Below are 21,406 nucleotides of genomic sequence, written 5' to 3'. Positions count from 1 at the left end.
GAAGGGTTTCGCGATGAGCAATGGCATTTCGTCCCGTTCTGCCTCCGCTTCGGAGGTTTCGACCGGCATTCTCCTGATGTTCCTGTCGGTGCTGGTGTCCCCGATCATCGACATCTTTTCCAAGCTCGCGATCGCTACGATTCCTGCAGCGGAAATCACCGCCGCCCGCTTTGTGGTGCAGGCTCTCTGCATGTTACCGATCGTTGTCTGGCGAGGAAGCTGGAAGACCTTCTCCTGGCGAGCCAATATCTTTCACGCCATCCGAGGCGCCATCATTACCATTTCCATGGTCTCCTTTGTTACGACGCTGAAGTTCATGCCGGTTGCTGACGCCATCGCGATTTTCTTCGTCGAGCCGATCATATTGACGATCCTGAGCAGTATCTTCCTCAAGGAGACGATCGGCTGGCGCCGCTACATTGCCTGCGGCGTCGGCTTCTTCGGCGCGATGCTGATTATCCAGCCGAGCTTTCAAGAGGTCGGCTACGTCGCGCTTCTGCCCGTCGTCAGCGCTTTCTGCATCGCCATCTTCGCCTTGATGACCCGCGTGCTTTCGCACCGAGAAGATCCGTGGGCGATGCAGCTTCAGATGGGCATCTGGGGTCTGCTGTTCTGCGCGATCCTGCTTGCCTTTGGCAGCGGCACAGGTTCCGACATCTTCGACGCGGTGATGCCGGATGGCCGGGGCTACTTCTATCTGGTCGGCGTCGGTGTCACGGCGGCCATTGCCGGCATCTTCGGCGTCTATGCCTATCGTGCAGCACCTGCCTCCATTTTGGCACCACTGCAGTATTTCGAGATCGTGTCGGCGACCTTTTTCGCCTGGCTCGTATTCGATGACTTTCCGGATGCGCTCAAGTGGGTCGGTATCCTGATCATTATCGCATCGGGCTTGTACATCATCTGGCGCGAGCGCCGCTTTGCATCGAAGCCCGTATCCGATACACCTCAATCGGCCCTGGCGCCCTGATCTGATCGTGGGAGGAACATGACAGACAATCAGCTCCAAAAACCGCCGCTATCAGGCATACGCGTCATCGAGCTTGCGCGAGTGCTTGCCGGGCCATGGGCGGGCCAGATGCTGGCCGATCTCGGTGCCGACGTGATTAAGGTCGAAAACCCCGATGGAGGCGACGACACGCGGCATTGGGGGCCCCCCTTTGTCGAAGGTGCCGACGGCGAAAACCTCTCTGCGGCCTATTACCACGCTGCCAACCGCGGCAAGCGTTCGATCACCGCCGACCTGAAGCGCGAAGAGGATCAGGCCCTCGTCCGCCGCCTTATCGCCACGGCCGACGTCGTCATCGAGAACTTCAAGCTCGGCGGCCTTGTGAAATACGGTCTCGATTATGAGAGCCTGAAAAAGATCAATCCGAAGCTTGTCTATTGCTCGATCACCGGCTTCGGCCAGAACGGTCCCTATGCCAGCCTGGCAGGTTACGACTATATCGTTCAGGGCATGTCCGGCTTCATGTCGATCACCGGCGAGCCGGACGGACAGCCGATGAAAGCGGGCGTCGCGATCGCCGACGTCTTTACCGGTATTTATGCCGTCGCAGCCATCGAGGCCGCCCTCATCCACGCGCAGAAGACCGGCGAAGGTCAGCTGGTCGATATGGCGCTACTCGACGTACAATCCGCCGTGCTCGCCAACCAAAACATGAATTATCTCGTTTCTGGCCGAGCCCCGACCCGGCTTGGGAACGCGCATCCGAATATCTCGCCCTATGAAGTCGTCCCCGCCGCCGATGGCTATCTGATCCTCGCAGTGGGCAATGACGGCCAGTTCCGCCGCCTCTGCGCGATCCTCGGCCTCCAGGGCATTGCCGACGATGCACGCTATTCCACGAACAAGGCGCGAGTCGCGAACCGCGACGAGGTACGCAAGCTGGTTTCCACCGAAACGCTGAAATGGCAGAAAGCCGACCTGTTGAAAGCCTGTGAGGCGGATGCGGTTCCGGCCGGTGCGATCAATACAATCGAAGAAATGTTTGAGGATCCGCAAATCCAGGCGCGTGGGTTGCGGGTAGATCTCGCCGACGCAAAGGGTACCGTCATTCCCGGTGTGAGGACGCCGGTCGTGCTGTCGCAAACGCCTTTGCGCTACGAGCGGCCGAGCCCGAGGCTGGGAGAGCATCAGGAGGAAGTTCTGGCGGAACTCGCCGAACTGGAGGGGAAAAGAGCATCATGAAGAAGACCGGCGGGGAACTGATCGTCGAGGCCCTGAAAGCAAATGGGGTGAAACGCCTCTCCTGCGTACCCGGCGAGAGTTTCCTTGCCGTCCTCGATGCGCTTTATGACAGCGACATCGACGTGGTGGTCTGCCGACAGGAAGGCGGCGCGGCCATGATGGCGGATGCCTGGGGCAGGCTCACCGGCGAGCCCGGCATCTGCATGGTCACCCGCGGCCCGGGCTCCACCAATGCAACGGCGGGTTTGCACATTGCCAGGCAGGATTCCATCCCGATGATCCTCTTCATCGGGCAGGTCCAGCGCGATGCCCGCGAGCGGGAGGCTTTCCAGGAGGTTGAGTATCGCCGCGCCCTCACCGAATTCAGCAAATGGGTCGGCGAGATCGACGACGCGGCTCGCATTCCGGAGTTCGTCACCCGCGCCTTTGCGATCGCAACATCCGGTCGTCCCGGCCCTGTTGTGTTGTCACTGCCTGAGGACATGCTGCGAGACGAGGTGGAGGCGCCCCGCGCAAAACGCTATTCGCGCGTCGAAGCCCATCCCGGCCGCCGCCAGATTGACGACTTCTATCTTCGCCTGCTGAAGGCGGAGCGACCGATGGTCATCGTCGGCGGCACGCGCTGGGATGCGGATGCGGTCGCCGACCTGAAAGCCTTCTCGGAACGCTTCGCGCTCCCCGTCGGATGCTCCTTCCGCCGGCAGATGCTGTTTGATCACCTACACCCGAACTATGCCGGGGATGTTGGCATCGGCGTCAACCCTGCGCTGGCGAAGGAAATCAAGGAGAGCGACCTGCTGATCCTGCTCGGCGGCCGGATGTCGGAAATGCCCTCCTCCGGCTATACGCTGATCGACATCCCCTACCCACAGCAATCGCTCGTCCACATTCATCCCGATCCTTCAGAACTCGGCCGTGTCTATCGCCCCGACCTGGCAATCTGCGCGAGCCCGAGTGACTTCGTGGCGGATCTTGCTGATCTCGAGGCGCCAAGCGAACTCAGATGGGCGGAGCGCACTGAACGGATGCACCAAGCCTACATCACCTGGTCGACACCGCCGCAGAGCGGCCCGGGACCGGTCCACATGGGACCGATCATGGAGTGGATCGAAGAAAACACACGCCCCGATGCGATCTTCACCAACGGCGCGGGAAACTATTCCACCTGGCTCCATCGTTTCCATCGCTTCCGCCAGTTCAACACCCAGGCAGCCCCGACATCAGGTTCCATGGGCTACGGCCTGCCGGCCGCTGTCGCGGCCAAGCAGCTCTTTCCCGAACGCGAGGTCATCTGCTTCGCCGGAGACGGCTGCTTCCTGATGCACGGCCAGGAGTTTGCGACTGCCGTACGCTATGGCCTGCCGATCATCGCGATCGTCATCAACAACGGCATCTATGGCACCATCCGCATGCATCAGGAGCGGGAATATCCCGGCCGCGTCAGCGGCACCGACCTGACCAACCCGGACTTTGCTTCACTTGCGCGTGCTTATGGCGGCCATGGGGAAACCGTCGAGACGACGGAAAGCTTCGCCGCCGCCTTCGAACGCGCGCGGGCAAGCGGCAAGCCCTCGATCATCGAGGTAAGGCTCGATCCGGAAGCAATTACGCCGACACGTACCCTTTCGGAAATTGCCCAAACAAAAAGCCGGTGAGTAAAACCCACCGGCCTTCGAGATTACAACACCGTCGACTTAGTCGAGGGCGGCGGTAACCGTGAACTCGACCTTGTACTTCGGTGCAGCAAGCTTGGCTTCGCTGGTAGCGCGAGCCGGCGTGTTGGCCGGGTCGACCCAGGCTTCCCAGGCAGCGTTCATTTCGGCAAAGTAGGACATGTCGGAGAGATAGATCAGCGTCTGCAGGATCTTCGACTTGTTCGAACCGGCCGCAGCGAGCAGACGATCGACTTCAGCCAGTGCCGACTTGCACTGTTCGGTGACGCTTTCGCCTTCGCCGACCTGACCTGCGAGGTAGACCGTGTTGCCGTGGACGACCGCGCCGCTCATGCGGGCGCCAACGTCGATGCGCTTAATGCTCATGATTGTCTCCTATTGGTGAAATGAAAGACGCCGCTGGAAAGAAGCGGCGTCGGACTCGGGTCAGTGATTGTGTTATGCGCGGATGTGCTGCGTCTTCTGATAGATCGCGGTCGAACGGGCACCGGAGCGGCAATAGCCGAGCATCGGACGCGGGAACTCATCAAGCGCGTCGACCATCCCGGCAATCGCCTCTTCGTTGACGCCCATCGGGCCGACCGGCACGTGTGCGATATCGAGGCCGAGTTCCTTTGCGCGCGCTTCGACCAGGGCATAAGGCGTCTGATCCGGGCTTTCGCCGTCCGGGCGATTACAAACGATCGATTTGAAGCCCATGGCCTTGATCTGATCGAGATCCTCGACCGAAATCTGTCCGGAAACCGAATATTCGTCGTCGATTTGGCGAATGTCCATCGCTAATCCTCCTGAAATCATGGGCTGAATGACTACGCCGCCCCATGCCAAGCGTCAACCGCAGATCACTCACACGAAGGCAAAGCTGAGCGCATAATTTCGGCTCTCGCCGGGCTTCAGCATGATGAACTCACCCGCTGCTTCCAGCTCGGAGCGAGATACCCAGCGATGCGACACCGGCTCGATGCCGAGGACGTCGGCAGGTGCCTTCTGATTGCGCCAGACCTGCAGGTGCGGCAACGTCTCGGCAAGGACCCGCACTCGGAGGACCTTGCCGCCGATCGCGGCTATCGGGCCAAGACGCACCTCGGCAAAACCGCTGTCCGTTGCCGGCGCCTTAACGCAGAAGATGCCACCCGGCTCTTCACCAAAATTCCAGGGGAAGCCGCCACCCTCGAGCATCTTGCCTTCGAGGCGCGTGCCGGCATCGAACCACTTGCCGCCAATATTCATATGGTACATCAGGAAAGTCGGCACGACCTTGTCGCTGGTGTTGACGACCTTGTCTTTAAGACTGACCTCGCCTGTCTGACCGTTGATGAACCAATGGCGTTCAATTCGAGCCGGCAAGCCTTCGACCGTTACGATATCGATATCCGCCCGGCACTCGGCATTCCCATTCTCGAATTTCGTCCAGAGGATCCTGGCTGCATGACCAGGGCCCGATCCATGCAAAGGATAGACCTTGCCGTCTGCGCGACCCGGAATCGGCTCGCGGTGACGGATATGGTCCGGTCCGCAGGTAAAGAGAAAGCCTTCGACAGAATGCGAGATGCGCGCGTCGCCGTCATCGGGGACCGCCTTCTTGGGAGCGATGTCGACACCATTGACGATACAGCCGCCGATATCCATCTGCGACGTCTCGTCCAGCATCAGCTTCGGCCCTCTTGCCGCGGCAAACTCGATCATTGTCCAACTTCCTCCCGGTTCTGGCGACTGATGCAGCGATATGTCTCGCAGCGGCATTCGTCAATCGCGGCTGCTATGCCGCTTCAGGGAACCGGCAGTTCACCCCAAAGGTTTATGAGCAAAGGAGAAATCACCAAATATTTATCTTTTGTTCAGTACGATTTCATAAATTCCACACTAGCGTCAAAATTCGCAGGTGTGTGTCGGCCAAGTCACTGAAGGATATGAAGACGTGAATCGCTTTGTAAGATCGGGATTGTCTGCCGCAGCTGCCGTGCTCGCCATCGCTGTCGCGCCTTCTGCCGATGCGCAGCAGTTTTATAACGGACGCCAGGGCGACATTGTCTTCGTGGCGCCGAACGGCGATATCCTCGACTACGTACCATCCGGCGCCGCCTACGCGCGCGACCGCAGGGGTAACCGCGTACTGGTCGATCCCTATGGCAATGTGATTGCGACCGAAATGCGCGCCCGCGGTTACTACCCGCGCCCGCCCGTGCGTGATGCCTACAATAACGACGCCTACTACGGCGACGATCCCTACGGCGATTCGCGCTATTCCGAACGCGGCGCCGTCACCGGCTCGATCCCGCGTGACGCTGCGATCGACCGACAGCCCCTGGACGAGCAGCCTTACCCGCAAGGCGGCGAAAACTACGCTTCCATCGAGCCGGACCAGCAAATGCCGGAGATGGCGCAGCCGAAGCCGCCTCAGGAGCCGGTGATCACGCTCAAGAACAAGTCGAAGTCCGAGATCGTCGCCCTTCAGGTGTTCCTCGACCGCGCCGGCGTGTCCCCAGGTGCGATCGATGGCCACATGGGCGCGAACGTGACCAAAGCGATCTATGCCTACCAGCAGATGACGGGTGAGACTCTCGACCCGAACAATACGGACGCCATCCTCGAGCAGCTTCGCATGACCGGCGGTCTGCCGCTGGTGAGCTACACGATCACGCCTGCGGATGCCGCTGGCCCCTATGTCGCGGAGATCCCCGAGGACTACGCACACAAGGCCGCGATGTCGTCGCTCGGCTACACCTCGACGACGGAAATGCTCGCTGAGCGCTTCCATATGGACGAAGGCTTCCTGAAGGAAATCAATCCGGGCATCGACTTCACGGTTCCCGGCACGGTCATCAAGGTTGTCAATCCTGGCGAAGTGAAAGCTGGATCGGTCGCGCGAATCATTGCCGACAAGGGCCGCAAGCAGGTCTTTGCCTATGACAACGCGGGCAATTTGGTTGCTGCCTACCCGGCCTCGATTGGCTCGACCGATACGCCCTCGCCTTCGGGTACGGTCACCGTCGAGCGCGTAGCTTTCAATCCGGGCTACACCTACAATCCGAAGATCAATTTCCAGCAGGGCGCCAACGACAAGATCCTGAACATTCCACCGGGTCCGAACGGCCCGGTCGGCACGGTCTGGATGGCGCTCTCCAAGCCGACTTACGGTATCCACGGAACGCCGGAACCATCGAAGATCGGTCGGACCCAGAGCCATGGCTGTATCCGTCTGACAAACTGGGACGCCACCGAACTGGCGAAGATGGTCAAGCCGGGCGTAACAGTCGAATTCACCGACTGATCGATCCTGCCATTCCACCAAAAAAAATGCGCCGCAAAGGGCGCATTTTTTTTGTTTAGCAGACAGTTTCCGCTAGGCGGCTGAGCGGATCAACGGGCCAGTGCTGCGCGCCGGCTCCGGGAGCTTTGCCGGGACCTTGCCCATGATCTCTTCAGCGAAACAGCGCGCGTTCTCGCGCGCCTTGTCGAGGTTGCTTACCCGGGCAGGATCGAGGGAATGCAGTGTGCCCCCACAGTCAAAGATGTCTCGGAAGGCAGACCGCTCGATGATTGCAGTATCCAACACCGGCACTTGGCGCTCGCTCAGCAGCGACTTGACGATGGAGAGCGCGCGTGTGGTCACCATCGAGTTGACACGGGTCAACACGACCGAGTGCCCAATACGGATGCCGGCCTTCTCGTCCAGATATTGCAGCAATTCGAGAACCTGCGCGCCGCCCCGAGCGTCCATGGCGCATCCCTGGATCGGGACCAGCACGTGATCGGAGAGGCCGATTGCCGTGGCAAGCAGCGGATTACGCGCACCGGGCAGATCGACGATGAAGTAGTCCGTATTGTGTTTGTTTTCCGATATGTGCAGCGGCAACGACGCCGACGTCACGAAATCGATGACCGAGATGTTGGCCACATGCCCGGATACTTCATGCCATCTCRTGATCCAGTGCTGCGGATCTGCGTCAAGGATTGTCACCCGATAGCCCTTCTGGGCAAGCTCGGTGGCGAGAAGAAGCACGGCTGTGGTCTTGCCGGCGCCGCCCTTGGTGTTTGCGAAAGTGATGACTGGCATGGACGGTCCTCGAAGGGAAAAGTGAGCCTCTCTATGGCCCTGTCGCGCATTTTCCGAAACATCGTGCGGTTAACGCATCCTTTACAATGATGGTTAACAACTCCTAAACACGGCGCCTGAAATTGCGGCTGACATTTCTTGCATCCCCTCGAAATCACGACGCCACGAATAAAAAAGCCCGGAAAGCCTAAGCTTTCCGGGCCAGTTGGGTCCGCCGTCTTGTCTAAATTCAGAAGCAGTCCTTGAAGAGCGCCTTCGTGTTTTCGAGCGTCATCTTGACCGGATTGCCGCCGGCGCTCGGATCTTCGATCGCCATCGCCGAAAGTTCATCGATTCGATCCGGCTTGATTCCCATCGCAGACAGGCTGTCGGGAACGCCAAGCTCGGCGCGAAGCTGCAGCACGTAGTTGTAGAATCCGTCGAAACCGCCGGAGATACCGAGATAGGCTGCAGCACGCGCAATCTTGTCTTCGATCGTCGAACGGTTGAAGCGAAGCACGGCCGGCATGACGACGGCATTCGTCATGCCGTGGTGGGTGTTGTAGACCGCGCCGATCGGGTGCGACAGCGCATGAATGGCGCCGAGACCCTTCTGGAAAGCAACAGCGCCCATGGCGGCCGCCGACATCATGTTCGCGCGGGCTTCGAGGTCGGTGCCTTCCTTGTAGGCGCGTGGCAGGAATTCCTTGACGAGGCGCATGCCCTCCAGCGCGATGCCGGCAGACATCGGGTGGTAGAAGGGCGAGGAATAGGCTTCCAGGCAATGCGCGAAGGCATCCATGCCGGTGCCGGCCGTGATGATCTTCGGCATGCCGACGGTCAGTTCCGGATCTGCGATGACGACGCCCGGCAGGAACTTCGGGTGGAAGATGATCTTCTTCACATGGGTTTCGGAATTGGTGATGACGCTGGCGCGACCAACTTCCGAGCCCGTGCCCGCCGTCGTCGGCACGGCAACGATCGGCGCGATGCCTTCAACGCCGGCGCGTGTCCACCAGTCACCGATGTCCTCGAAGTCCCAGACGGGGCGCGTCTGGCCGGCCATGAAGGCCACGCACTTGCCGAGATCAAGGCCGGAACCGCCGCCGAAGGCAACCACGCCGTCGTGGCCGCCATCCTTGAACGCCTTGACGCCGGCGTCGAGGTTCTTGTCGTTCGGGTTCGGATCTACATCGGCAAAGATTGCGCGACCGAGACCGGCGTCTTCCAGAATGTCGAGCGCCGTCTTGGTGATCGCCATGGACGCGAGGCCGCGATCGGTAATCAGCAGCGGCTTCTTCATGCCAAGGCTCTTGCAGGCGTCCGCCAGTTCCTTGATGCGCCCCCGACCTAACTTGAAGGCGGTCGGATAGCTCCAGTTGGCTGTGATGTTGCTGCTCATGCTGTGACTTTCTTCAGATGGTAGGATTTTGGACGCGTCAGATTGTGGAAGCCGATGATCGACAACGAGCCGCCACGGCCGGTTTCCTTGACACCGGTCCAGCAGAGCGCCGGATCGAGATAGTCTGCGCGGTTCATGAACACGGTGCCGGTTTCGATCTCGCGACCAAGCCGCCCTGCCCGCTCCGGATCCTTCGTCCAGAGCGAAGCCGTCAGGCCGTACTGGCTATCGTTCATCAGGGCCACTGCCTCGTCGTCGCTCTTCACCTTCATGATGCCGACAGCCGGACCGAAGGTTTCTTCGCGCATGAAGGCCATGGAGTGGTCGACGTTGACCAGGATCTGCGGAGCGAGATAAGCGCCGCCATCGTCCTGCGGGAACAGCTTGGGATCGACCAACGCCTTGGCACCCTTGGAGACGGCATCGGCGATCTGCTCGCGCACGACCTTGGCGAAACGCTTGTTCGCCATCGGCCCAAGCGACGTTTCCGGATCCAGCGGATTGCCGAGCTTGTAGTTCGATACCCAGGCGACCGACTTCTCGACGAAGCTGTCATAGAGCGACTCGTGCACATAGATGCGCTCGATTCCGCAGCAGCACTGGCCGGAATTGTAGGTCGCGCCGTCCATCAGCGTATCGACCGCCGCATCGAGATCCGCGTCTTCCATGACGTAGCCTGGATCCTTGCCGCCGAGCTCCAGGCCAAGCCCGGTAAACGTACCCGCCGCAGCGCGCTCCATCGAGCGACCGCCTTCGACCGAACCGGTGAAGTTGACGAAATTGAAGCTACCAGCAGCAATCAGGGCCGAGGTAGTCTCGTGATCGAGGAACACGTTCTGGAAGACATCCTCGGGAACGCCGGCCTCGACGAAGGCCTGCACCAGCCGCTCGCCGACCAGGAGCGTCTGCGAGGCATGTTTCAGAACAACCGCATTGCCCGCCATGAGCGCCGGGGCGATCGTGTTAATCGCCGTCATGTAGGGGTAGTTCCAGGGCGCCACGACGAAGACGACGCCATGCGCCTCGCGCTCGATCCGGCGCTCGAACTTGTCACTCTCTTCGACGACAAGCGGCGCCAACGCATCGGCAGCGATCGAGGCGACATAGTTGGAGCGCTCGTTGAAGCCCTTGTATTCGCCGCCATAACGGATCGGGCGGCCCATCTGCCAGGCAAGCTCGGGCACGACGACGTCGGACATTTCATTGAGCCGTGCGACGCCCTTCAGCACCAGCTGAACACGGTCTTCCAGCGGGCGTTTTGCCCAGGCCTTCTGCGCCTTGCGCGCACGCGCAACGGCCTCTTTCGCCGCCTCCAGCGAAAGCGCCGGGCGCTCGGCGTAAACCGATCCGTCGACCGGTGAAATGCATTGGATCATTCCCATGATCTTCATCCTATGTTTTAGCGTGCCGAAACCGGCGGACCTCCCAAACAATCTCCCGAGATATGGAAATCGTGTGACAGGACGCCGTCCGGCTTGGCTACGCTTTATGCTCTTTCGAAACCGCGCGCCACTTCCCAATCGGTGACGCGACGATCGTACTCTTCCTGCTCCCACTCGGCTGCGCGAGTATAGTGGTCGATGACATCATCGCCGAAGGCATTGCGCAGCATCTTCGATTTCGTCATGGCAACGGTTGCCGCGCGCAACGTGCGCGGGATCTCGCGGACGCGGCGAGCGCCATAGGCGTCGCCGACAAATGGAGCCTCGAGTTCCACCTTGTTCTCGATGCCATCGATGCCCGCAGCAAGCAGTGCCGCAAAAGCGAGATAGGGATTGAGGTCAGACCCACCAACACGGCACTCGATGCGGATCGCCTTGGTGTCATCACCGCAGAGACGATAACCGGCCGTGCGGTTGTCCTTGCTCCAGATCGCTTTTGTCGGCGCGAACGTGCCGGCCATGAAGCGCTTGTAGGAGTTGATGTAAGGTGCCAGGAAATACGTGATCTCGCTCGCGTGCGAGAGCAGGCCGGCGATGTAGTTTTCCATTAGCGGCGACATGCCGTACTTGCCCTTCTCGTCATGGAAAAGCGGCGTCTTGCCGTCCACGCTCCAGAGCGACTGATGGATATGTGACGAGCTACCGGCGGCATTATAGTGCCACTTGGCGAGGAAAGTGATTGCCTTGCCCTTCGACCAGGCGATCTCCTTGCAGCCGTTCTTGATGATGGCATGGCGGTCCGCCATCGTCAGCGCATCGGCGTACCGGACATTGATTTCCTCCTGCCCGGCGGATGCTTCACCCTTCGAGTTCTCGACCGGAATGCCGGCCCCCTGAAGCCCCGTGCGGATTGCCCGCATAACCTCTTCTTCCTTGGTCGTCTGGAAGATGTGGTAGTCCTCGTTATAGGCGCTGGCGAGCTTCAGGTTGCGATAACCGGCTGCGTGCGCGGAGTCGTAGGTCTGGTCGAACAGGAAAAATTCGAGCTCCGAGGCCATAAAGGCCTTCATGCCCATGTCTTCCAGACGCTTGACCTGCTTCTTCAGGATCGCGCGCGGCGAATGCGGCACCTCTTCGTGGGAATGGTGGTCGAGCAGATCGCACAGCACGAGCGCCGTACCTTCAAGCCATGGAATCCGCCGCAGCGTCGAAAGGTCGGGCTTCATCGTGTAGTCGCCATAACCCTTTTCCCAACTCGTCGCCTTGTAACCGGAGACGGTTTCCATCTCCATGTCGGTGGCGACGAGATAGTTGCAGCTGTGCGTTTCCTTCCATGCGCTCTCGAGGAAGTATTCGGCCTGGAAACGCTTGCCCATCAAGCGGCCCTGCATATCCACCTGGCATGCCAGAACCGTGTCGATGCGCCCGTCGGCAACATCCTGCTTGAGATCGTCGAGAGTATAGATGCTCATATTGAATCCGCCTGAACCTGGAACTGAAAAAATCGGGTCAACGAAAGGGCATGCAGTCAAACGGGCGCGCCGCATCTGATGCGTTTTCGTTGAGCCGTTAAACGGGGCCGCCATCGCGGCCCCGCGGTTTGAGAGGGAAGTCGAAGCCTCAGCGTTCGCCAACTGCCTTTTCGGCAGCAGCAATCTCCGCCTGACGGCGCGCGACTTCCTCACCGATCGGCGGGCCCTTGAAGCGGCGGTTTTCAAAGCCGAACCAGATGATCGCAGTCAGTACGAGGAAGCCGACGGTGATGTAGAGAGCCCAATCATTCGGCGGCTGGATGCCGAGGACGAAGATCAGCACCATCGCCAGGATCGAAAGAATCGCGAACAGCTTGAACATGCCTTCGCCGAGGTTCCACGGACCCATCTTGTCCCACTTCGACGAACCCCAGGCGAGGAGGCCGAGGGTGATCGGGATCGCGAAGGAGAAGAACAGGAAGATAACCGTGCACGACACGACGATCGTGTAAACCGGCGTTTCGCCGATCGAAACGAGCGACGAGCCCCAGACGAACAGGACCGCGAGGATCGAGCCAGTCCAGATGGCCGCGACCGGCGTGCGGAACTTCGGGCTGACCTTGGCGAGCGCCTTGGAGGCCGGCAGACCGCCGTCGCGCGAGAAGGCGAAGATCATGCGCGAAACCGAGGTGACGGTCGCAAGGCCGCACAGCCACTGGCTGACGAAGATGGCAAAGTAGAGCACATCCTTGACGACGACATTGACCTGGCTGTCCATCGCCCAGAAGAACACGTTCCAGCCTTGCTTGGCCGCCTCTTCCATGTTCGGCAGCATCAACACGAAGGCGCAAAGCATGATGTAGCCGAAAAGCGCGGACCATAGAACGGAGGAGACCATGCCGCGCGGAACGGAATGAGCTGCCTTGACCGTCTCCTCCGACGTATGGGCCGAAGCGTCATAGCCGGTGATTGTGTAAATCGGCAGCAGAAGACCGAGCAGGAATACCCAAGCGCCCGAAGTCTCCGGCCACACGTTGCCGCCGGCTTCGCCGGAATAGTTGGCAAAGGTGAAAAGACGGCCGAACTCGTAGGACGGAGCCGCCAACAGGCACACCACTGCGAGCGCGATCGCCGTCGCGAAAATGAGATAACCGGAAAAGTCCGTGAGCTTCGCCGTCAGGCCGATACCCATGTGGTTCACGAGCGCCTGTGCGCCGGTGATGACGACCAGGAAAACGATACGAACGGTCGTCGTGTCCGTCAGGCCGAAGTAGCTCGTCCCAAGGGAGCCCATGAAGAAATAGTAGGTGCCGACGTTGATCGCGCCGAGAACGGTGACGAGGCCGAGCAGGTTGAACCAGGCGGTCAGCCAGCCGGTGAAGCGGTTGCCGAGGATCGAACCCCAGTGGTAGAGGCCACCCGCGGTCGGATAGGCCGAGCTGATCTGCGCCATCGCGACGGCGAACACCAGCGAAACGAAGCAACCAACCGGCCAGCCGATGCCGATGGCCGCGCCGCCGGCGCCGGAAGTCGCTTGCGCCAGCGAGTTGATACCGCCGGAAAGAATGCAGATAATAGAGAACGAGACGGCAAAATTCGAGAACGCGCTCAGCCTCCGCTCCAACTCCTGGGCATAGCCCATGGAGTGCAGGATATGCGTGTCCTGCTTCTTGTCGTGATCCGTGTAGTCGGACATGACTTCCCCCTGTTAGCGATCAGCCGCGGGATTGCGAGTGATCATCCAGTGCCAAAGTGCCCGTGACGTTTTCGCCTACGGGCGGATCGCAGTTAGACTGCTCCCTGGGGTCTTTTTCTTCGTTGTCAGGCGTCCAGGCTTTGCCGGAGAAGCCTCGTCAGATAGCCGGCCATGACCCCTTGGCCGTCTTCATCTGAGATGAGGTCGTTGCGGACCTCGATCATTACATTGCGCAGCCCGTTCGAAAGCCCGTGCAGGATGAGCGTGTGGGTCACGCCATCAACGGGGCCGTAGGGCTCGTTACGTTCGATTTTATAGAGAGGCGAGCCGGTCGATGCGGCGTTCAACACGCTGTCGGCAAAGCGGCTGTCTTCGTCATGCAATATACCAATTTCCACGGCACGTGTCTTGCCGTGGTAAACAGGAGTGAAGCTGTGGACCGTCGCAATCACCGTCTCCTGCCCCCTCGCCCTGCGATCGCGAATCAGTGCGCGAATGGCGTCGTGAAAAGGAATATACAATGCTTCGGTGCGCGCGAGGCGTTCTTCCGCGCTGAGATCGGCATTGCCCGGAATTTCATAGACTTCACTCTTCTCGGGCATGGCGCCGGCTGACTCCGGCGGCCTGTTGCAATCGTAAATCAATCGCGAAAATCGCTGGTAGACGAGCGTGGCGTCGAGCGCCTCGGAAATCCCGCGGGCGACTGCCAATGCGCCAGGGTCCCATGCGATATGGCTTTCCAGAGCCTCACGGGAGAGACCGAGGGTACCGTATCGCTCGGGCATCAAACGCGACGCATGCTCGCAGATCACCAGCAGCGGGCTCTCGCCATTCGGCCGCTCAACGGTAACGCAGTCGCCTTCCGCTTCACTTAGGACCTTGAACTGAGCAGGCACCACAGGCGCATCCCGATCATTAATTAAAGAATGTATAAGAAAAGAATTCTTCAGGTTTTGCCGACTGTCAAGCGCGACTGAAAATTTCTTTTCATGACAGCAGTTGACATGGATTGTGACAGCGTTGTTAACTTTCAGTGGGAAAGTGGCACAAGACCAATCCCGGGGAGCAAGAACGCGTGAGCGCTGCGTCGAAGACAGTTTCGGACGTAATCCATTCGCATTTTGGCATGCTTACGCGGGCCGAAAAGCAATTGGCCGAGAGCCTGCTGGACAACTACCCAGTCTCAGGATTGGGGAGTATCACGACGATTGCGGAGAACGCCGGCGTATCGACGCCAACGGTCGTACGCATGGTGCAGAAGCTCGGCTTCAAGGGCTATCCCGACTTCCAGGCGCACCTCCACCAGGAGGTCGAAGCGACAATCTCGAACCCCATCGCCAAGCATGATCGATGGGCCTCCAACGCGCCGGGCACGCATATTCTCAATCGCTTTGCCGACGCGATCATTGGCAATCTTCGCCAGACGCTGAGCGCGCTCGACACGGCGACGTTCGACAGCGTCGCCTCGCTCCTCTCGGATCGCAAACGCGGCCTCTATTTGGTGGGCGGGCGCATCACCGGCGCGCTGGCCGAATACTTCTTTACACATATGCAAGTCATTCGTCCGAACACTGCTTTGCTCTCATCAAACTCGAGCAGCTGGCCGCAATACGTACTCAATATGAATCCCGGCGACCTCCTGGTCATCTTCGATATCCGTCGCTACGAGCAGGAAATGGTCAGCCTCGCGACCGCTGCCCGAAAAAGCGGCGCGGAGATCGTCGTCTTTACCGATCAGTGGGGATCGCCCGCCGCCAAGCTCGCGCGTCACACGTTCCGTGTGCAGATCGAGGCGCCATCGGCCTGGGACACGTCCGTCGTCACTCTCTTCATCGTAGAAGCCCTGATCGAGGCCGTTCAAAGCTCGACCTGGGATGAGACGAAAGAACGCATGAAAACCCTGGAGGGCCTGTTCGAACAGACCAGGCTATTCCGCAAACTCAGTTAGGAGGGAAAATACGACAGTGAGATGACGTTCGGCGCTTGAGCGAATAATGTGTCGTAAATGAAACATCGCCGCCAACTGCCTGCTATACAAAGAAAAAAGAAGGTCATGAAACTGTCACGAAAGCTTCACGTAACGTAAGTAACAGCATCGTCGGACACTGAAAACCCGAAGGAGAACAACAGTGATCTCTAATATTTCGAAAATGCTTTCGCTTTCTACTGCAATTGTTGTTGCTTCGACTGCAATCGCAGCTGCTGAACCAAGCGCTGAACTTATCGCTGCCGCCAAGAAGGAAGGCACGCTGACGACCATCGCGCTTCCGCACGACTGGTGCGGCTACGGCGACGTCATCGCCGGCTTCAAGGCCAAGTACGGCCTCGAAGTCAACGAACTGAACCCCGACGCGGGCTCGGGCGACGAGATCGAAGCCATCAAGGCCAACAAGGGCAACACCGGACCGCAGGCTCCTGACGTTATCGACGTCGGTCTTTCCTTCGGCCCCTCCGCAAAGGCCGATGGCCTGATCCAGCCCTACAAGGTGTCGACCTGGGATTCCATTCCTGACAGCGCCAAGGATGCCGATGGCTTCTGGTACGGCGACTATTACGGCGTTCTCTCCTTCGTCGTGAACACCGACATCGTCAAGGACGTTCCGAAGGACTGGGCCGACCTGAAGAAGTCCGACTACGCCAACAGCATCGCGCTCGCTGGCGACCCGCGCGCTTCTAACCAGGCTGTCCAGGCCGTCTACGCAGCCGGCATCGCAGCTGGTGAAAAGGACGCGACCAAGGCTGGCGAAGCTGGTCTCGCGTATTTCGCCGAGCTCAACAAGGCTGGAAACCTCGTTCCTGTGATCGGCAAGTCCGCTTCGCTCGCTCAGGGCTCGACCCCCATCGTCGTTGCCTGGGACTACAATGGTCTCTCCTGGCGCGATACCCTCAAGGGCAACCCACCAGCTGAAGTCGTCGTTCCGGCTTCGGGCGTTGTCGCTGGCGTCTACGTTCAGGCGATCTCGRCCTTCGCTCCGCACCCGAACGCTGCAAAGCTCTGGATGGAATACCTCTACTCCGACGAAGGTCAGCTCGGCTGGCTGAAGGGCTATTGCCACCCGATCCGCTTCAACGATCTGGCGAAGAACAAGAAGGTCCCCCAGGAGCTCCTCGACAAGCTGCCGCCGGCCGCTGCTTACGAAAAGGCCGTGTTCCCCACCCTCGACGAACAGGCTGCCGGCAAGGCCGCCATCACGACGAAGTGGGACAGCGTCGTTGGCGCCAACGTCAAGTAATCTCTGACGCAAGACCTCTCCGCCTCTGTGGGCGGAGAGGTCTCATTTTTCATTGCCCCGATAAGGCCGTCGTCTATGAGCACTGTTTCAACATCCGTGGCTACGGCCACGCCCATGATAAACCGCGACAGGATCGTAGACTGGCTCGGCATCGCGCCCTTCATGATCTTCGCTGCGATGTTCCTGATCATACCGACGCTTTATCTGGTCGCCGGCGCATTCCTGACCCCGGAAGGCGAACTCACCCTCAAGAACATTGCCGACCTGTTCACGCCGTCGATCCTCAGTGCCTACTGGATCAGTATCAAGGTGTCGGTGGTTTCAGCCCTCGGTGGCGCGGTGATCGGCTCCCTTCTTGCCTGGGCTGTGGTGCTCGGCGGGCTCCCGACCTGGGTTCGTTCGGGCCTCCTGACCTTTTCCGGCGTTGCCTCGAATTTCGCGGGCGTACCGCTCGCCTTCGCTTTTCTCGCCACGCTCGGACGCACGGGTCTCGTGACCGTCTTGATGCGCGACTGGCTGGGCTTCAATCTCTATTCCACCGGTTTCAACCTCTTGAGCTTCTTCGGGCTCACGCTCACCTACATGTACTTCCAGATCCCACTGATGGTACTGATCCTGACGCCGGCGCTCGACGGCATGAAAAAGGAGTGGAAGGAAGCCGCGCTCATTCTCGGCGCCACCAACGGCCAATACTGGCGCATGGTCGCGTTCCCAATTCTCTGGCCGAGCCTGATGGGCACGACACTCCTGCTCTTTGCCAACGCTTTCGGCGCGATCGCCACAGCCTATGCGCTGACGGGAAGTTCGCTGAATATCGTCCCGATCCTGCTCTACGCACAGATCCGCGGCGACGTGCTTCATAACGCCAACCTCGGCTATGCGCTGGCACTCGGCATGATCGTCATCACCGGCCTGTCCAACCTCCTATACATCATGCTGCGCATGCGCGCTGAACGGTGGCAAAAATGAAGACTTCACGCCTTGGAGCCTGGATATCGATCGGATTCGGCGCGATCTACTTCGTCCTGCCGCTCATCGCCACCGTTGAATTCTCGCTGCGCATGCGCCGCGGCGCCTACAGTTTTGACGCCTACGCTTCGGTTTTTTCCGAGGCGCAGTTCCGCGAAACCTTCGGTTATTCGATGCTGATGGCGCTTCTGACGATCGTCTTTGGCATGCTGCTCGTGGTGCCTACGGCGTATTGGGTGCGCCTGCGCCTGCCGCAGATCCGTCCGATCGTCGAGTTCATCACGCTGCTGCCGCTCGTCATCCCGGCAATCGTGATCGTCTTCGGTTATCTCAGAATGTACAACTCGTCCTCGATCCTGCCGCTGACGGGATCGACCACGGGTACGAACATCCTGCTCGTCCTTTCATACATAACGCTGTCCCTGCCCTACATGTATCGCGCCGTCGACACCGCCATGCGTGCCATCGATGTCCGCACCTTGACGGAAGCTGCGGAAAGCCTTGGCGCCGGCTGGGCGACGATCCTGTTCAAGTGCATTTTTCCGAACGTCATGAGCGGCGTACTCTCGGGCGCCTTCATCACGCTCGCGATCGTCATGGGCGAATTCACCATGGCCGCGCTCCTCAATCGTCCGGCCTTCGGGCCTTACCTGCAGCTGGTTGGCGCCAACCGCGCCTATGAGCCGTCGGCCCTGGCGGTCATCGCCTTCTCGATTACCTGGCTCAGCATGGGCCTGCTGCAACTCGTCTCCCGCTTCCACAAAGCCGCTCCGGCTAAGTCGTAAGGTATCTGGTTTTCATGGCCTTTCTCGAACTCGCAAACCTCAAGAAATCCTTCGGCAACACGCAGGTCGTGCATGACTTCAACATGCAGATCGAGAAGGGTGAATTCATCTCTTTCCTTGGCCCGTCGGGCTGCGGCAAGACGACTGTCCTGCGCATGATCGCGGGCTTCGAAACACCCTCGGCCGGTCGCATCGCCATCGGCGGCAAGGAGCAAAACAATCTCAAGCCGAACAAGCGCAACATCGGCATGGTCTTCCAGGCCTACGCGCTGTTTCCCAACATGACCGTACACGACAATGTCGCCTTCGGCCTCAAGGTCGCCGGCACGCAGGCCACCGAGATTGACGCTCGCGTCAAGGATATGCTTGGGCTGATCAAGCTCGACCACCTCGCGGATCGCTATCCCTATCAGCTCTCCGGCGGCCAGCAGCAGCGCGTGGCGCTTGCCCGTGCGCTGGCGGTCCGCCCCCAGGTCCTGCTGCTCGACGAGCCGCTGTCTGCCCTCGACGCCAAGATCCGCGTGTCGCTGCGCGAGGAAATCCGCGCCATCCAGCAGAAGCTCGGCATCACCACCGTCTTCGTGACGCACGACCAGGAAGAAGCTCTCTCGATCTCCGACCGCATCGTCGTCATGAACGCCGGCCGCGCCGACCAGATCGGCACGCCGTTCGAAATCTACAACACACCGGCTACGCGCTTCGTCGCCTCCTTCGTCGGCACGCTCAACATGATCGAAGCGAAGGTTGTCGACCCCTCGGCCAACCGCATCCAGATCGGTGACCAGGGCGTGACGTTGAAGCAGTCCGTCGCCGCCTTCAAGGCTGGCGATACAGTCTCGCTGGCGCTGCGTCCGGAGGCAGGATCGCTGGCCGAGAGCGCGCCATGCGACACGAAGCTGACCGGTCAGGTCGTATCCGCCCACTTCCTCGGTTCGGTCATCCGCACGCGCATGAATGTCGGCGGCAATGTCATTTCCTTCGACATGTTCAACAGCCCGGGCGTGACCCCACCGGCTGCTGGCGAGACCGTCACGCTTCGCTTCATGGCAGCCGACCTCCTCGTCATCCGCGATTGATCGCGGCAGCGCTGCGCTCACGTTTGCGGCTTTGCCACACTTGCCTCCGCATTTCCGGCGCCCCACTCTGCGGCGCCGGAAATTGCTTGAAAGTGCGACCTCGATGCGTAACGACGGCTGAAGCATTTTTATTCAGCAAAGTCAGCATCATGTCCCCTACCACAACAGCCGTACCGCCCCGCCACCTCACCGCGCAGGATTTCCGCACCCTTGGCCTCTCGGCCCTCGGCGGTGCGCTTGAGTTCTACGACTTCATCATCTTCGTCTTCTTCGCGGCGGTGATCGGCAAGCTGTTCTTTCCGCCCGATATGCCGGAGTGGCTGGTGACCATCCAGACCTTCGGGATCTTTGCCGCCGGCTATCTGGTTCGCCCGCTCGGTGGCATCGTCCTCGCCCATTTCGGCGACCTCTTTGGCCGCAAGCGCGTTTTTGCTTTCTCGATCCTGCTGATGGCGCTCTCAACGCTCGGCATGGCGGCGATGCCGACCTATGCTACCATCGGCGTTGCCGCTCCAATCCTCCTCGTGCTCATGCGCATCCTGCAAGGCGCGGCGATCGGCGGTGAAGTTCCCGGCGCCTGGACCTTCGTGGCCGAACACGTCCCCTTCCGCCGCGTCGGCTTTGCCTGCGGCTTCCTCTGCTCCGGCCTGACCCTCGGCATCCTGCTCGGATCCTTCATCGCGACGATCATCAACTCCGTCTTCACGCAAGATGATGTCGTCGCCTATGCATGGCGCATCCCGTTCTTCCTCGGCGGCATCTTCGGCCTCGTTGCCGTCTACCTCCGCCGCTGGCTGCAGGAGACGCCCGTCTTCGCAGAAATGAAACAGGCCCGCTCGCTTGCGCCGGAACTGCCGCTGAAGGCCGTGCTGCGCGACTACCCGCGTGGCGTCATCATCTCCATGCTGCTGACTTGGATCCTGTCGGCCGGCATCGTCGTGACAACACTGATGACGGCAACCTTCCTGCAGAAGCTCTATGGCTACACCGCGCAGCAGTCGCTTGCCGCCACCAGTTTCGGCACGCTGTTCCTGATCTTCGGAACTGCCGCCGCCGGCGCGATCGTCGATCGCGTTGGCTCAGGCCGCTTCTTCGTTGTCTCAAGTATCTTCTTTGGTGCTGCGACCTTCGCGTTCTACAGTTATGCCGCCGTTTCGCTGACCGTTCTTTTCGTGCTCTATGCGATCATGGGGCTATCGGTCGGTATGGTTGGAGCTGTGCCCTACGTAATGGTCCGCGCCTTCCCGGCCCGCGTTCGCTTTAGCGGCCTCTCCTTCTCCTACAACGTCTCCTACGCGATTTTCGGCGGCCTGACGCCTCTTGCAGTCGCATCGCTGCTGCCAATCAATCCGATGGCTCATGCCTACTACCTGCTCTTCATCGCCGCCCTCGCCTTCGTGCTAGGGCTCTATCTGATCGCCAAGGGAGACAGCGTCGAGGCAGACGTCGGCATCGAGGAACTCGCCGAGCGCCTCGCCGCCTAGCTGTCGG

19 protein-coding genes are annotated in these 21,406 nt (G+C 60.1%); 10 read left to right on the top strand and 9 right to left on the bottom strand.

Features of this window, described 5'->3' with window-relative positions:
- Positions 1 to 13 precede the first annotated feature (13 nt).
- Genes AC1DPR_RS07965 through AC1DPR_RS07955 form a run of 3 tightly spaced genes read left to right on the top strand, consistent with a single transcriptional unit; the run spans position 14 to position 3,846 of the window.
- On the top strand, positions 14 to 970 hold the full coding sequence (locus AC1DPR_RS07965) for a DMT family transporter (RefSeq protein WP_026371937.1): 957 nt from the start codon (positions 14 to 16) through the stop codon (positions 968 to 970).
- Positions 971 to 988: 18 nt separating this feature from the next.
- A complete protein-coding gene (gene caiB, locus AC1DPR_RS07960; protein ID WP_018858295.1) occupies positions 989 to 2,191 on the top strand; it encodes a succinate--glutarate CoA-transferase in 1,203 nt (400 codons plus the stop codon).
- Positions 2,188 to 3,846, top strand: a complete 1,659-nt coding sequence (locus AC1DPR_RS07955; RefSeq protein WP_018858294.1) for a thiamine pyrophosphate-binding protein — start codon at positions 2,188 to 2,190, stop codon at positions 3,844 to 3,846. The genes caiB and AC1DPR_RS07955 overlap by 4 nt, the downstream gene beginning before the upstream one ends.
- Positions 3,847 to 3,885: 39 nt before the next feature.
- On the opposite strand, the gene AC1DPR_RS07950 is transcribed toward AC1DPR_RS07955, so the two are convergent.
- The 3 genes from AC1DPR_RS07950 to AC1DPR_RS07940 all read right to left on the bottom strand — a co-directional run bounded on the left by AC1DPR_RS07950 (position 3,886) and on the right by AC1DPR_RS07940 (position 5,550).
- Complete coding sequence (locus tag AC1DPR_RS07950) at positions 3,886 to 4,230, bottom strand: RidA family protein (protein ID WP_018858293.1); 345 nt, start codon at positions 4,228 to 4,230, stop codon at positions 3,886 to 3,888.
- A 72-nt stretch (positions 4,231 to 4,302) separates the two neighbouring features.
- Positions 4,303 to 4,641 (bottom strand): protein tyrosine phosphatase family protein, encoded by a 339-nt coding sequence (locus tag AC1DPR_RS07945; RefSeq protein WP_018858292.1) that lies wholly within the window; start codon positions 4,639 to 4,641, stop codon positions 4,303 to 4,305.
- A gap of 69 nt (positions 4,642 to 4,710) precedes the next feature.
- Positions 4,711 to 5,550 (bottom strand): DUF4432 family protein, encoded by an 840-nt coding sequence (locus tag AC1DPR_RS07940; protein ID WP_018858291.1) that lies wholly within the window; start codon positions 5,548 to 5,550, stop codon positions 4,711 to 4,713.
- 232 nt (positions 5,551 to 5,782) lie between these two features.
- Here AC1DPR_RS07940 and AC1DPR_RS07935 point away from each other — a divergent pair, with 232 nt between their 5' ends.
- Positions 5,783 to 7,135, top strand: a complete 1,353-nt coding sequence (locus tag AC1DPR_RS07935) for a L,D-transpeptidase family protein (RefSeq protein WP_026371936.1) — start codon at positions 5,783 to 5,785, stop codon at positions 7,133 to 7,135.
- A gap of 72 nt (positions 7,136 to 7,207) precedes the next feature.
- Here AC1DPR_RS07935 and AC1DPR_RS07930 read toward each other — a convergent pair whose 3' ends face one another.
- From AC1DPR_RS07930 to AC1DPR_RS07905, 6 genes are all read right to left on the bottom strand, one after another.
- Positions 7,208 to 7,921 (bottom strand): AAA family ATPase, encoded by a 714-nt coding sequence (locus AC1DPR_RS07930; protein WP_477816073.1) that lies wholly within the window; start codon positions 7,919 to 7,921, stop codon positions 7,208 to 7,210.
- 229 nt (positions 7,922 to 8,150) lie between these two features.
- Positions 8,151 to 9,302 (bottom strand): iron-containing alcohol dehydrogenase, encoded by a 1,152-nt coding sequence (locus tag AC1DPR_RS07925; RefSeq protein WP_018857114.1) that lies wholly within the window; start codon positions 9,300 to 9,302, stop codon positions 8,151 to 8,153.
- Positions 9,299 to 10,684: an aldehyde dehydrogenase family protein gene (locus tag AC1DPR_RS07920; protein WP_025659346.1), complete on the bottom strand. Its 1,386-nt coding sequence runs from the start codon at positions 10,682 to 10,684 to the stop codon at positions 9,299 to 9,301. The genes AC1DPR_RS07925 and AC1DPR_RS07920 overlap by 4 nt, the downstream gene beginning before the upstream one ends.
- Before the next feature lie 104 nt (positions 10,685 to 10,788).
- Positions 10,789 to 12,156, bottom strand: a complete 1,368-nt coding sequence (locus tag AC1DPR_RS07915) for a glutamine synthetase family protein (RefSeq protein WP_018857116.1) — start codon at positions 12,154 to 12,156, stop codon at positions 10,789 to 10,791.
- 148 nt (positions 12,157 to 12,304) lie between these two features.
- A complete protein-coding gene (locus tag AC1DPR_RS07910; protein ID WP_018857117.1) occupies positions 12,305 to 13,852 on the bottom strand; it encodes an amino acid permease in 1,548 nt (515 codons plus the stop codon).
- Positions 13,853 to 13,977: 125 nt separating this feature from the next.
- On the bottom strand, positions 13,978 to 14,751 hold the full coding sequence (locus AC1DPR_RS07905; protein WP_018857118.1) for an N-formylglutamate amidohydrolase: 774 nt from the start codon (positions 14,749 to 14,751) through the stop codon (positions 13,978 to 13,980).
- Positions 14,752 to 14,927: 176 nt separating this feature from the next.
- Between AC1DPR_RS07905 and AC1DPR_RS07900 the strand changes: the two genes are divergently transcribed.
- The 6 genes from AC1DPR_RS07900 to AC1DPR_RS07875 all read left to right on the top strand — a co-directional run bounded on the left by AC1DPR_RS07900 (position 14,928) and on the right by AC1DPR_RS07875 (position 21,399).
- A complete protein-coding gene (locus AC1DPR_RS07900) occupies positions 14,928 to 15,800 on the top strand; it encodes a MurR/RpiR family transcriptional regulator (protein WP_113471573.1) in 873 nt (290 codons plus the stop codon).
- A 202-nt stretch (positions 15,801 to 16,002) separates the two neighbouring features.
- Positions 16,003 to 17,085 (top strand): ABC transporter substrate-binding protein, encoded by a 1,083-nt coding sequence (locus tag AC1DPR_RS07895; protein ID WP_477816077.1) that lies wholly within the window; start codon positions 16,003 to 16,005, stop codon positions 17,083 to 17,085.
- Between the two features lie 75 nt (positions 17,086 to 17,160).
- Complete coding sequence (locus tag AC1DPR_RS07890; RefSeq protein ID WP_026371779.1) at positions 17,161 to 18,054, top strand: ABC transporter permease; 894 nt, start codon at positions 17,161 to 17,163, stop codon at positions 18,052 to 18,054.
- Positions 18,051 to 18,839: an ABC transporter permease gene (locus AC1DPR_RS07885; RefSeq protein WP_018116406.1), complete on the top strand. Its 789-nt coding sequence runs from the start codon at positions 18,051 to 18,053 to the stop codon at positions 18,837 to 18,839. The genes AC1DPR_RS07890 and AC1DPR_RS07885 overlap by 4 nt, the downstream gene beginning before the upstream one ends.
- Positions 18,840 to 18,853: 14 nt before the next feature.
- Positions 18,854 to 19,915 carry an ABC transporter ATP-binding protein gene (locus AC1DPR_RS07880; protein ID WP_113471572.1) on the top strand — a complete coding sequence of 354 codons (1,062 nt, stop codon included), beginning with the start codon at positions 18,854 to 18,856 and terminating at the stop codon, positions 19,913 to 19,915.
- 149 nt (positions 19,916 to 20,064) lie between these two features.
- Positions 20,065 to 21,399, top strand: coding sequence for an MFS transporter (locus AC1DPR_RS07875; RefSeq protein ID WP_113471571.1), 1,335 nt, complete (start codon positions 20,065 to 20,067; stop codon positions 21,397 to 21,399).
- Positions 21,400 to 21,406: the final 7 nt, after the last annotated feature.

The sequence above is a fragment of the Rhizobium sp. 01T417 genome (assembly GCF_056398905.1).
The sequence above is the reverse complement of the archived record's forward strand: the minus strand, read 5'-3'. Positions and strand labels throughout refer to the sequence as shown.